Annotated in this window: 9 protein-coding genes; 2 read left to right on the top strand and 7 right to left on the bottom strand. The window is 67.0% G+C overall.

Annotated features, from left to right (window positions below; translation table 11 throughout):
• Positions 1 to 134: 134 nt before the first annotated feature.
• Both I3K84_RS03280 and I3K84_RS03285 read right to left on the bottom strand, forming a co-directional pair.
• Complete coding sequence (locus I3K84_RS03280) at positions 135 to 1,547, bottom strand: dihydrolipoyl dehydrogenase (RefSeq protein WP_196995507.1); 1,413 nt, start codon at positions 1,545 to 1,547, stop codon at positions 135 to 137.
• Between the two features lie 110 nt (positions 1,548 to 1,657).
• Positions 1,658 to 2,251: a YigZ family protein gene (locus tag I3K84_RS03285; protein WP_196995508.1), complete on the bottom strand. Its 594-nt coding sequence runs from the start codon at positions 2,249 to 2,251 to the stop codon at positions 1,658 to 1,660.
• A gap of 114 nt (positions 2,252 to 2,365) precedes the next feature.
• Here I3K84_RS03285 and I3K84_RS03290 point away from each other — a divergent pair, with 114 nt between their 5' ends.
• Positions 2,366 to 4,906 (top strand): YgiQ family radical SAM protein, encoded by a 2,541-nt coding sequence (locus tag I3K84_RS03290; protein WP_196995509.1) that lies wholly within the window; start codon positions 2,366 to 2,368, stop codon positions 4,904 to 4,906.
• 18 nt (positions 4,907 to 4,924) lie between these two features.
• Here the strand turns inward: I3K84_RS03290 and I3K84_RS03295 are convergent, their stop codons facing one another.
• From I3K84_RS03295 to I3K84_RS03315, 5 genes are all read right to left on the bottom strand, one after another.
• Positions 4,925 to 5,347 (bottom strand): hypothetical protein, encoded by a 423-nt coding sequence (locus I3K84_RS03295; RefSeq protein WP_088888527.1) that lies wholly within the window; start codon positions 5,345 to 5,347, stop codon positions 4,925 to 4,927.
• Between the two features lie 162 nt (positions 5,348 to 5,509).
• A complete protein-coding gene (locus tag I3K84_RS03300; protein WP_231403404.1) occupies positions 5,510 to 5,866 on the bottom strand; it encodes a DUF1294 domain-containing protein in 357 nt (118 codons plus the stop codon).
• 118 nt (positions 5,867 to 5,984) lie between these two features.
• A complete protein-coding gene (locus tag I3K84_RS03305; protein ID WP_047350336.1) occupies positions 5,985 to 6,863 on the bottom strand; it encodes a CaiB/BaiF CoA-transferase family protein in 879 nt (292 codons plus the stop codon).
• A 2-nt stretch (positions 6,864 to 6,865) separates the two neighbouring features.
• Positions 6,866 to 8,635, bottom strand: coding sequence for a methyl-accepting chemotaxis protein (locus tag I3K84_RS03310; protein WP_196995510.1), 1,770 nt, complete (start codon positions 8,633 to 8,635; stop codon positions 6,866 to 6,868).
• A 155-nt stretch (positions 8,636 to 8,790) separates the two neighbouring features.
• Complete coding sequence (locus I3K84_RS03315) at positions 8,791 to 9,987, bottom strand: amino acid aminotransferase (RefSeq protein ID WP_011805379.1); 1,197 nt, start codon at positions 9,985 to 9,987, stop codon at positions 8,791 to 8,793.
• 108 nt (positions 9,988 to 10,095) lie between these two features.
• Here I3K84_RS03315 and uvrB point away from each other — a divergent pair, with 108 nt between their 5' ends.
• On the top strand, positions 10,096 to 12,192 hold the full coding sequence (uvrB, locus tag I3K84_RS03320) for an excinuclease ABC subunit UvrB (protein ID WP_015913189.1): 2,097 nt from the start codon (positions 10,096 to 10,098) through the stop codon (positions 12,190 to 12,192).
• The last annotated feature ends 3 nt before the right edge of the window (positions 12,193 to 12,195 follow it).

Genomic DNA, 12,195 nt, shown 5'->3' on the forward strand with positions numbered 1-12,195 from the left:
GTTATCGGTCAGTTCACCGCGGATTCAAGGGTGCTTCTATAAACATAGCTGTTGGCGCTTGATACGTAAGAATTTCAAGCTGTTTTGGTGCTGAAAATCCATCCTGGCAAGCGCAGCCAGCTATTGTTTTTGTATCAGTCCAGCGCGCTCGCGCCGTAGGCCTCGCAGGCGGCGAGGTCGGAATCGCTGGCCTTGGGCAGGCGCGAGGCCGCGTCGCGCAGCGCCGTGCGCAGGCCTTCCTCCAGCACCGGATGGTAGAAGGGCATGCGCAGCAGGTCGTGCACCGTCAGCCGCTGCTCGACGGCCAGCGCCAGCAGGTGGGCCATGTGTTCGCCCGCAGGCGCGCACAGCTCGGCGCCCAGCAGACGGCCGCTGCCGTGCTCGGCGTACACGTTCAGGCGCCCGTGGTTGCACTGCGCCACGCGCGCGCGGCCCTGGCGCGCAAAGTCCACCGTGCCCCCCACCCATTGCCCCTCGGGCAGATCGGCATGGCGCTGTCCCACCACGGCGGCATGGGGCTGGCTGAAAGTGATGGCCAGCGGCGTGCGCCGGGCGAAGCCGCGCGGCGTAGGCGCCAGGGCGTTCAACCCCGCAATGTGGCCCTCGTCCGCGGCTTCATGCAGCAGGGGGCGGTCGCCATCGGCATCGCCCGCGATGAAGACGGGCAGATCGCCCACCTGCAGGGTGCACGGATCGATGGGCGGGCGGCCCTTGTCGTCCAGCGCCACGCCCAGCGTGTCCAGCCCCAGGTGCTCCAGATTCGGGCGCCGGCCCATGGCGGCCACCACCTGGTCCACCACCACGGTCGCGCTGCCGTTGGTGACCTGTATGCCGCCGGCCACCTCGCGCAGCTCGGCCTTGTCGCCCACGTTGACGATGAATTCGTCCTTCAGCCGCGCCAGCAGCGCGTCGTTGATGGCGGGGTCGCTCAGGCCGGCCACGGTGTTGCCCGTGGCGAAGGCAATCACTTCCACCCCCAGCCGCGCGAGCGCCTGCGCGATTTCCACCCCCAGCGGCCCCAGCCCGATGACGGCCACGCGCGGGCCGAGCGTGGGCTGCTCGAACAGCGTGTCGGTGGTCAGGATGCGGTTACCAAAAGCCAGCCAGTCCTCCGGCACGATGGGGCGCGAGCCCGTGGCGATGATGATGCGCCGCGCGGTGTACACCTGGCCGTTCACTTCCACGCGCTGCGCGTCCAGCAGCCGGGCGTGGCCGCTGATGGCGCGCTCGCCCGCGTCGGTGGCGGCCAGCGTGCCGGCCACGAAGTCATCGCGCAGCGCGCGCACGCGGCGCAGCACGGCGGGCAGGTCCACCCGCAGCGCATCCGCGCCCTCGATGCCGAAGGTGTGCAGTGCGCGCCGCGCATGGTAGGCGTTGGCGGCCTCGATGAGCATCTTGGACGGCATGCACCCCACGCGCGCGCAGGTGGTGCCCCAGGGGCCGTCGTTCACGATGCGCCAGTGGTCGGTGCGTTTGCGCACCTCGCGCAGCGCCGCCAGTCCGGCGGACCCGGCGCCCAGGATGATCACGTCCAGCGGCTGGCTCATGGAGGGGGTTCCTTGTCAATGCGGGCCGCCAGTGTCGCCGCGCGCGCCGGCGCAGCATGTAGGCGCGCAGGCATTGTTGGGCTTGCGCGGGCGCGGCCCGCCCCCGGTCTTCAGTCCGTGGATTCGCCCCAGGCCACGCGGCCCTGGCCTGCTTCGTTCACCTGGTGGACGAAGGCCTCGGCCTCGGCCTCGGGCAGGCGCAGTTGCAGCGTGACCAGCGTGGCATGCTGCACCTGCAGCAGCTGCACGCCAGCACCGTCGATCATGCGGCGCAGCAGTCCTTCCAGGGCGTAGGGCACGCTGCATTCCAGGGTGCGCATGCGCTGCAGCGGCACCTTGTCGGCCTGCAGCAGCGCCTGGGCCACGGTATCGGTATAGGCGCGCACCAGGCCACCCGCGCCCAGCTTCACCCCGCCGAAATAGCGCACCACGGTGGCCAGCACGCCCTCCAGGTCCTGGTGGCGCAGCACATCCAGCATGGGCCGCCCGGCGGTGCCGCTGGGCTCGCCGTTGTCCACTGCGGCGGACTGGCCGCCCGCCAGCAGCGCCCAGCACACATGGGCCGCGCCCGGGTGTTCGCGCCACAGCGCATCCACCACGGCCTGCGCGCTCGCGCGGTCGGCCATGGGCTGCACGCAGCCGATGAAGCGGCTTTTCTTGATGATGAGTTCGCTGTGAACGGGGGCGCTGAGGGTGTAGGGCATGGGGGCGGCCGAGCTTACCCCATGGGCCGACGGCGGCAAGGGCCATGCGGGGGCGGTTAGGCGCAAACGGGGCATGGCTTCTAAAATGCCCGGCCCCCACCTGCAGGCCCGCCCATGAACGCCCCGATCGATGTCTCCTTCTTCCCGCGCAACGCCAAGCCGTTGACCAGCTACCGCCCGTATTGGGCCAAGCGCTTTGGCGTGGCGCCGTACCTGCCCATGAGCCGGGCCGAGATGGAGCAGTTGGGCTGGGACAGCTGCGACGTGGTGCTGGTCACGGGCGATGCCTATGTGGACCACCCGAGCTTCGGCATGGCGGTGATCGGGCGGGTGCTGGAGGCGCAGGGCTTTCGTGTGGGGATCATTGCGCAGCCGGACTGGCAGAGCGCCGACGCGTTCAAGGTGCTGGGCAAGCCCAACCTGTTCTGGGGCGTGACCGCGGGCAACATGGATTCGATGATCAACCGCTACACGGCGGACCGCAAGATCCGCAGCGACGACGCCTACACGCCCGGCGACGTGGGCGGCAAGCGGCCCGACCGCGCCGCTGTGGTGTACAGCCAGCGCTGCCGCGAGGCGTACAAGGACGTGCCCATCGTGCTGGGCGGCATCGAAGGCTCCCTGCGCCGCATTGCCCACTATGACTACTGGAGCGACAAGGTGCGCCGCTCCATCGTGGTGGACAGCAAGTGCGACATCCTGCTGTTCGGCAACGCCGAGCGTGCCCTGGTCGAAGTGGCCCACCGCATCGCGCGGCGCGACCCGGTGGAGACCATCACCGACGTGCGCGGCACGGCCTTCGTGCGGCGCGCGTCCGAGACCGGCTGGTTCGAGATCGACTCCACCGAGGTGGACGAGCCCGGCCGCGTGGATGAGCTGATCAATCCCTACATGACCACCAGCGAGCAGGCTGCGGCCCAGGGCCAGGCGTGTTCGCAGGAAGATGCTGCAAATTCAATAGCTGCCAGCGCTGACCCACAAAGCGCTGCAGGCCAAAAACCCTTGCAGACCGTGCAGATCGTGCCCAACCCGGCGCTGCCCTCCAAGGGGCGCAGCGGTCGGGCGCTGCCGCCGCGCGAGCGCACCGTGATCCGCCTGCCCAGCTATGAGCAGGTGAAGGCCGACCCGGTGCTCTACGCCCACGCCAACCGCGTGCTGCACCTGGAGACCAACCCCGGCAACGCCCGCGCGCTGGTGCAGGCGCATGGCGAGGGCGCGACGGCGCGCGACGTGTGGCTGAACCCGCCGCCCGTCCCGCTCACCACGGCCGAGATGGACTGGGTGTTCGGCCTGCCGTATGCGCGCAACCCGCATCCGCAGTACCTGGACGCGCAGGGCAGCTACGAGGGGCCCACCAAGATCCCGGCATGGGAGATGATCCGCGCGTCGATCAACATCATGCGCGGCTGCTTTGGCGGCTGCACCTTCTGCTCCATCACCGAGCACGAGGGACGCATCATCCAGAGCCGCTCGGAGGATTCCATCATTGCCGAGGTGGAGGACATCCGGGACAAGGTCAAGGGCTTCACCGGCACCATCTCCGACCTGGGCGGCCCCACGGCCAACATGTACCGCCTGGGCTGCAAGAGCCCAGAGATCGAGGCCGCCTGCCGCAAGCCCAGCTGCGTGTTTCCCGGCATCTGCCAGAACCTGCACACGGACCATGCGCCGCTGGTCAACATCTACCGCCGCGCGCGCAAGCTGCCGGGCATCAAGAAGATCCTCATCGGCTCCGGCCTGCGCTACGACCTGGCGGTGAAGTCCCCCGAATACGTGAAGGAACTGGTGCAGCACCACGTGGGCGGGTACCTCAAGATCGCGCCCGAGCACACCGAGGCGGGGCCGCTGTCCAAGATGATGAAGCCAGGCATCGGCAACTATGACCGCTTCAAGCAGATGTTCGAGCAGTACACCGAAGAGGCGGGCAAGAAACAGTTCCTGATCCCGTACTTCATCGCCGCCCACCCCGGCACCACCGACGAGGACATGCTGAACCTGGCCATCTGGCTCAAGAAGAACGGCTTTCGCGCCGACCAGGTGCAGGCCTTCTACCCCAGCCCCATGGCCAGCGCCACGGCCATGTACCACTCGGGCCGCAACCCGCTCACGCGCGTGCGACGGCAGATGCGCGACGTGGCCGAGGAGCAGGTGGACGTGGTGCGTGGCGAAAAGCGCCGCCGCCTGCACAAGGCCTTCCTGCGCTACCACGACCCCAACAACTGGCCGCTGCTGCGCGAGGCGCTGAAAAGCATGGGCCGGGCCGACCTGATCGGTAACGGCAAGCACCACCTGATCCCCACCTTCCAGCCGCTGGTCGACGGCAGCTACCAGAGCGCCCGCAAGAAGAACAGCACCGGGCCCAAGGGTGGCGGGGCCGGCGTGGGCTACACCATCAACAAGGACGGCAAGGCCGTGGCGCTGCGCCGCCGCCCGCAGGAGCTGGAGGAGCCGCAGGGAGACGTGCGTTTTCGTAGCAGTGCGCCGCAGCCGGGCCGCATGCTCACGCAGAACACCGGCCTGCCGCCACGTGCCGGCACCGGTGCCCGCACTGGCAGCCGTGGCAATGCCGGCGGCAACGCTGCGGGCGCCGCGGGGCGTCGCCAGGGCGGGGCCGGCACCCCGGCGTCGGGTAAGGGTACGGGCCGGCGGCGCTGACGGGGCGGCACCCGGCCGTCAGCGCGCGGGACCGGCGGGGGCGGACACCAGCTCCTCAATGACCAGGCGGCGGTAGTAGAACGCCGCCAGCGGGCCCAGCGGCTGCAGCAGGTCGCGCAGCGTCTCCGGAGCGTCGGAATCCGCAGCACGCAGCAACAGGCCGTGGGCGCCGTCGCTGGCCAGTTGCGCGATGCGGCGCACGATCACGCCCTCCGCACCGACCGAGGGCAGGGGTGCATCGGCATTGCCCAGCGTGCGCACCACATGTTCCAGGATCATCGGCGGCGTGGCGTGCGCCACGTCATCGCGACCCTGGGCCTGCAGCGCCTGGCCTGCGGAGCGCGCCGCCTCCTCGTTCGCAAACAGCGCGAACACATGGCCCGTGGGGTAGAAAGTCCCGGTCGCCGTGGTCATGCTCGGGTCGAGGGCGAAAGGCTTCATGGCGTCGTTCTCCAATGCGGCAAAAAACTGGACCCATTGGAGGCGCAGCAGCGTCGCCTGGCTGTCGGGCGATGGAAGGCCGCGCTGTCGGACGTGGCCGCAGGGCATGCCGCATATCCCGATAAAAACCGGCCCTGCCGCAATGCTGGTAAGCGCGAGCAGCTATAAAAAAGAAAGCACTTCGCGCAGCGTCTGCGGCCGCAGCGTCCACACCGCCAGTGCGGCGCAGTTCAACACCACCGTGCCCCAATACACCGCGCGGAAGTCCTGTTTACGCGATTTATGGCGCAGCCACTGCTGGGCCCACCATGCGGCAGGCCAGCCGCCCAGCAGGGCGAGCAGGTGCAGGTGGCTCTCCCGGGTGCGCCAGGCGCCGCGCTGGGCAGCGCTTTTGTCGAGGACATAGGCGAAAAAAGTCACCAGATTGAGTCCCGCTACGGCCACCAGCAGCCACAGTGGCAGGCGCTGTGCCCAGGCACCCCAGGCGAGCAGGGCCAGCCAGCCCAGCATCAGCAGCATGGCCAGGCGGGCGCCCGCAGGGGACGTGTTCTGCTGGCGCGCAGACCGGGGCCGCACCTGCGTGGTGCGCGGGTTTTTGTCGCCATCCCTGCGCCGCTCAGTGCCTTGCATGGCCAGTTCAGCGCAGGGTGTGCAGCGGAATGTCGCGCGACTGCGCCAGCGCGGTCAGTTCGTCACGGGTATGCCCCAGGAGGAAGCGGGCGATGGCTGCGTGGGTGGCCTGGTCGCGCATGTGCTCCATGTCGCCCCGGGCCGCGAGGCCTGCGGCCTCGCACAGGCGCGTGGCAAAGTGCGGCTCGAGAGCAGCCACGGCCACACGACCGTCGGCGCAAGGGTAGACGCGGTAGCCCGCGTGGGCACCGCCCACATCGCCCTGCGGTGTGGTCAGGCCCCAGTGCAGGGGCATCGCCAGCCACTGCGCGGCCTCGGCCAGTCCCACCTCGATGCAGACCCCCGTGCCCTGCTGCGCGCGTGCCAGCAGGGCCTGCAGAACGGCCTCGCTGGCCATGAGGGCACCAGCCATGTCGGCAAACAGCGTGGGGGGCACCTGCAGGCTGGCCAGCAGCCCGGTCTCGGCCTCGTAAGTGAGATCGTGGCCCGGTTCCTCGGCGCGCTCGCCCAGGGCGCCGACGATGCGCACCAGCGACAGGCGCGGGTAGCGCGCCTGCAGCGCCTCCCAGCCCAACCCGATTTTGGTCAGCGCCGAGGGGCGAAAGGATGTGATCAGCACGTCGGTGTGCGCCAGTTCGGCATGCAGCGCGGCCTGGCCTTCGTCTGTCTTGAGGTGGGCATGCAGCACGCGCACGCCCTGGTGCAGTTCACCGTAGGCAGCCGGGCTGTAGATGCCCATGGGGTCGGCGCTGGGCTGGCCCGGGGCCGGGGGCGGTTCAAGCTTGGTGCACTGTGCACCCATTTGGGCGCAGCGCAACAGGGCCGCAGGGCCCGGCAGGTTGAGTGCCAGGCTGAGGACGCGGGTATGCGCAAGCGGTGCGTTCATGCTCAGAAGGACTCCCATTCATCGTCCTTGCCCGCGCTGGCGGGTGGCGCCTTGGGCGTGCTGGGCGGAAGTGCGGCCACCGCCTTGGCTTTGGCGGGGGCGGGCGCGCGTTTGGCTGCGGGTGCCGCCGTGCGCAGAGCGGGGCGGGGGGCTGGTGCGGGCATGGGCGCCGGGGCCTGTGCTGCGGGAGCCTGCGGGGCTGCCGGGCGCACGGGCGTGTTGCCGCCCTGCGCACCGAGCTTGAAGACGGCCACGGTGTTGACCAGATCGGCCGCCTGGCTGCGCAGGCTGCTGGCCGCGGCGGCCATTTCCTCGACCAGTGCTGCGTTCTGCTGCGTGACCTGATCCATCTGTGTCACGGCTTCGCCGACCTGCGTCACGGCGGCGCTCTGCTCGCTGCTGGCCGCGCTGATCTCGCCCACGATGTCGGTCACGCGGCGAATGGAGCCCACCACCTCCTGCATGGTGGTGCCCGCCTGATCCACCAGGGCGCTGCCGGCCTCGACACGGTTGACGCTGTCGGTGATGAGGCTCTTGATTTCCTTGGCCGCTTCGGCGCTGCGCCCGGCCAGGCTGCGCACCTCGCTGGCCACCACGGCAAAGCCCCGGCCCTGCTCGCCGGCCCGGGCGGCTTCCACGGCCGCATTGAGGGCCAGGATGTTGGTCTGGAAGGCGATGCCATCAATGACGCTGATGATGTCGGCAATCCGCTTGCTGCTGTCGTTGATGCCCTTCATGGTGTCCACCACCTGGGCCACGACCTGCCCACCCTGAACAGCCACGATGCTGGCACTTTGGGCCAACTGGTTGGCCGCACGCGCGTTGTCGGCGTTCTGGCGCACGGTGGAGCCCAGTTGCTCCATGCTGGCGGCGGTTTCTTCCAGTGCGCTGGCCTGGCTTTCGGTGCGGCCCGACAGGTCCTGATTGCCCTGGGCAATTTCGGCACTGGCCATCGCCACAGATTCGGAACCGCTGCGTACCCGCTGCACGACATGTGCCAGCGATTCCTGCATGGCAGCGAGCGAGCGCAAGAGCAGCGATATTTCGTCCTTGCCATGGACTGGGATGCTGCGGCTCAGGTCACCATGGGCAACGGCGTCGGCGGCTTCCACGGCTTCTTTCAGGGAGCGGGTGATGTTGCGCATCACGGCCAGCCCAAAAAGCACACCAAAGGCGATCCCGAGGACAATGGAGCCGATCGAGAGAGCGCGCAGCGTGTTGTAGCGGCTGGTGGCGGCATTGAACTCGGCTTTGGTTTCATTCAGCTGCAGATCGACCAGGGCCTGTATGCCTTCCCGCAGGGGGGCATAGCCCGGGCGCACCATGGTGTCGTTGAGGCTTTTGCCTTTGTCAAAATCACCCGCCTGCAACGCGGCGACTGCAGGTTTGAGGGCTTCATTCACAAATCTGGTGTGGTCGGCCTCGAACTTGTTGGCCAGCACCTTCTCGGCGGCAGTCATGCTGGTGGCAGCGTACGCTACCCAGATCTTGCTGGTTTCCGCCAGGCTTCGGTCGATTTCTGTAGCAGTGCGTGTGACTTCTTCGGGTGTGAAGTTGGCAAGGGCGCTGGTCAGCGCCAGACGGTTTTCCAGCAGGTTGGACTGGATTTGCGACAGCTGACCCAGGGGCACGGCACGGTCTTCGTACACGGTGCGCAGGCCTTCTTTGGTCTGGTCTGTGCCATAGAGGCCTATGCCTCCCACGATGAGCTGCAGGACGGACATCAGTCCGATGAGGAACACAAGGCGGGTCGAGATCTTGAAGTGATTCATGATGTGCAGTGGCGGGTGTCTATGGATTTGTTCAGATGCGCAGGGCGTCCGAATTATGCAAGGCTTTGTAACGAAGTGTGAGATCCGTGCGAGATGGCTTCGGATATGCCAAAAAAAAACCGCCCGGGAGGGCGGTTTTTTTGTGCACGTGATACTTACATCACCTTGGCAATGGCCTGGCAGACGTAGTCGATGTTCTTGCTGTTCAGCGCGGCCACGCACATGCGGCCGGTGTCGGTGCCGTACACGCCGAACTCATTGCGCAGGCGCACCATCTGGTCTTTGGACAGGCCGGAGTAGCTGAACATGCCGATCTGCGTGGTGATGAAGCCCATGTCCTGCTTCACACCGGCGGCCTTCAGGCCGTCCACCAGCTTCTGGCGCATTTCCTTGATGCGCACGCGCATTTCGCCCAGCTCCTTTTCCCACAGGGCACGCAGCTCGGGGTTGTTCAGTACCGCCGCCACCACGGCGCCGCCGTGCGTGGGCGGGTTGCTGTAGTTGGTGCGGATCACGATCTTGAGCTGCGAGAGCACGCGCGCGGCCTCGTCCTTGTCGTTGGCCACTACGGACAGCGCGCCCACGCGCTCGCCGTACAGGCTGAAGCTCTTGGAGAACGAGGTGGACACGAAGATGTTCAGGCCGGCCGCGACGAACTTGCCGATCACGGCGCCGTCCTCGGCAATACCGTGGCCGAAGCCCTGGTAGGCCATGTCGAGGAAGGCCACCAGGCCCTTGGCCTTCACGGCGGCGATCACCTGCTCCCACTGCGCGGCGGTGATGTCGTAGCCCGTGGGGTTGTGGCAGCAGGCATGCAGCACCACGATGGTGCCGGGCGCGGCGGCGTTCAGGTCGGCCAGCATGCCGTCGAAGTCCACCTTGCGGTTGGCGGCGTCGTAGTAGCGGTAGCTGCCCACCTCGAAGCCGGCATTGGTGAAGATGGCGCGGTGGTTTTCCCAGCTCGGGTCGGAGATCAGCACCTTCGCGTTCGGGCTGATCTTCTTGAGGAAGTCTGCGCCGATCTTCAGGCCGCCCGTGCCGCCAATGGCCTGCACCGTGGCCACGCGGCCGGCCTTGACGACGTCGGACTCCGCGCCGAACACCAGGGCCTTGACCGCGTTGTCATAGGCGGCGATGCCGTCGATGGGCAGGTAGCCGCGCGCAGCGGGCTTGTCCATCATGGCCTTTTCGGCTGCCTGCACGCACTGCAGCAGGGGCAGCTTGCCGTTGTCGTCGAAGTACACGCCCACGCCCAGGTTGACCTTGGCTGGATTGGGGTCGGCGGCGTATTGTTCGTTGAGACCCAGGATCGGGTCGCGGGGAGCCATTTCGACGGCGGTGAACAGAGACATGAAAAGTCCTTGAGGGGATGGAAATCTGACGACGGGACCTCACCTACGGTAGGCTTTCGGTCCACTCTTGATTTTAACGGCCGCCTCCGCGCGCCGTTTACCTCCGCCATGCATGAAGTCACCTCTGAGCCGGCCGCTGGCGCGGCGGACGGGCAGTTCGTCCAGTTTCCAGGTTCGCCCTTTTCGTTGTACCAGCCATACCCGCCCGCCGGTGATCAGCCCGAGGCCATCGCCAAGCTGGTGGAGGGCGTGCAGGACGGCGAGGTGTTCCAGACCCTGCTGGGGGTGACGGGCTCGGGCAAGACCTTCACCATGGCGAACGTGATCGCCCGCCTGGGACGGCCGGCCATCATCTTCGCGCCCAACAAGACGCTGGCCGCACAGCTGTACAGCGAGTTCCGCGAGTTCTTCCCCAAGAACGCCGTGGAGTACTTCGTGAGCTATTACGACTACTACCAGCCCGAGGCCTACGTGCCTCAGCGCGACCTGTTCATCGAGAAGGACAGCGCTATCAACGAGCACATCGAGCAGATGCGCCTGTCGTGCACCAAGAGCTTGCTGGAGCGGCGCGATGTGGTCATCGTGGCCACGGTGTCGGCCATCTACGGCATTGGCGAGCCCGAGAGCTACCACCGCATGATCATGACGCTGCGCGTGGGTGACCAGCTGAGCCAGCGTGACGCGATCGCGCAGCTGATCCGCATGCAGTACCAGCGCAACGAGCAGGACTTCAGCCGGGGCAAGTTCCGTGTGCGTGGCGACACCATCGATGTATTCCCTGCCGAGCATTCCGAGCTGGCGGTGCGCATCGAACTGTTCGACGACGAGGTGGAAAGCCTGCAGCTGTTCGACCCGCTCACGGGGCGTATCCAGCAAAAAATCCCGCGCTTCACGGTGTACCCCAGCAGCCATTACGTGACGCCGCGCGACAAGGTGCTGGCGGCCGTGGAGACCATCAAGCAGGAACTGGACGAGCGGCTCAAGTTCTTCGTGGCCGAGGGCAAGTTGGTGGAGGCGCAACGGCTGGAGCAGCGCACGCGCTTCGACCTGGAAATGCTCAGCGAAGTGGGGCATTGCAAGGGCATCGAGAACTACACGCGCCACCTGTCGGGTTCTGCGCCTGGCGAGCCGCCGAGCACGCTGACCGACTACCTCCCGCCCGATGCGCTGATGTTCCTGGATGAGAGCCACCAGATGATCGGGCAACTCAACGCCATGTACAACGGCGACCGCGCGCGCAAAACCACGCTGGTCGAGTACGGCTTTCGCCTGCCGTCGGCATTGGACAACCGGCCGCTCAAGTTCGAGGAGTTCGAGCAGCGCATGCGGCAGGTGGTGTTTGTATCGGCCACTCCGGCTGATTACGAGAAGGAGCACTCGGGCCAGGTGGTGGACCAGGTGGTGCGGCCCACCGGCTTGGTGGACCCGGAGGTGGAGGTGCGTCCCGCTACCCATCAGGTGGATGACGTGCTGCAGGAAATACGCATTTGCACGCAAAAGAATCAACGCGTACTCATTACGACGCTGACGAAGCGCATGGCGGAGCAACTGACCGATTACCTGAGCGACAACGGGGTCAAGGTGCGCTATCTGCACTCCGATATCGACACTGTGGAGCGCGTGGAAATCATTCGCGACCTGCGCCTGGGAGCCTTCGATGTCCTGGTGGGGATCAACCTGCTGCGTGAGGGGCTGGACATTCCTGAGGTCTCCCTGGTGGCCATCCTGGATGCCGACAAGGAGGGTTTCCTGCGCGCCGAACGCAGCCTGATCCAGACCATCGGCCGGGCGGCGCGCAACCTGCACGGCAAGGCCATCCTGTATGCCGACCGGATCACCGACTCAATGCGCAAGGCGATCAGCGAAACGGAACGCCGCCGCGCCAAACAGATCGCATACAACGAGGCCCGGGGTATTACGCCGCGCAGCATCGTCAAGCAGGTGCGAGACCTGATTGACGGCGTTTATAGCGAGAAGGCCGGCCAGGAAGCCCAGCGACTCCGCGAAGATGCGGCGCGGCAGGCCGAATTGGAGGAGATGTCCGAAAAGGACATTGCCCGCGAAATCAAGCGGCTGGAAAAGCTCATGCTGGAACACGCCCGCAACCTGGAGTTTGAGCAGGCTGCTCGGGTGCGCGATCAATTGACCCGTCTCAAGGACCGGGTGTTTGGAGCGCATGGCGGCGACCAAATCCCTGCCGCATGACCA

Origin of the sequence: Diaphorobacter sp. JS3051 (genome assembly GCF_015832135.1) — a bacterium.
In the GTDB taxonomy this organism is placed as follows: Bacteria; Pseudomonadota; Gammaproteobacteria; order Burkholderiales; family Burkholderiaceae_C; genus Diaphorobacter; species Diaphorobacter nitroreducens.

Excerpts from the sequence above, each read along its gene's own strand:
- I3K84_RS03280 (WP_196995507.1), bottom strand. The coding sequence starts at position 1,547 with ATGAGCCAGCCGCTGGACGTGATCATCCTGGGCGCCGGGTCCGCCGGA.
- I3K84_RS03285 (WP_196995508.1), bottom strand. The coding sequence starts at position 2,251 with ATGCCCTACACCCTCAGCGCCCCCGTTCACAGCGAACTCATCATCAAG.
- I3K84_RS03290 (WP_196995509.1), top strand. The coding sequence starts at position 2,366 with ATGAACGCCCCGATCGATGTCTCCTTCTTCCCGCGCAACGCCAAGCCG.
- I3K84_RS03295 (WP_088888527.1), bottom strand. The coding sequence starts at position 5,347 with ATGAAGCCTTTCGCCCTCGACCCGAGCATGACCACGGCGACCGGGACT.
- I3K84_RS03300 (WP_231403404.1), bottom strand. The coding sequence starts at position 5,866 with ATGCTGCTGATGCTGGGCTGGCTGGCCCTGCTCGCCTGGGGTGCCTGG.
- I3K84_RS03305 (WP_047350336.1), bottom strand. The coding sequence starts at position 6,863 with ATGAACGCACCGCTTGCGCATACCCGCGTCCTCAGCCTGGCACTCAAC.
- I3K84_RS03310 (WP_196995510.1), bottom strand. The coding sequence starts at position 8,635 with ATGAATCACTTCAAGATCTCGACCCGCCTTGTGTTCCTCATCGGACTG.
- I3K84_RS03315 (WP_011805379.1), bottom strand. The coding sequence starts at position 9,987 with ATGTCTCTGTTCACCGCCGTCGAAATGGCTCCCCGCGACCCGATCCTG.
- uvrB (WP_015913189.1), top strand. The coding sequence starts at position 10,096 with ATGCATGAAGTCACCTCTGAGCCGGCCGCTGGCGCGGCGGACGGGCAG.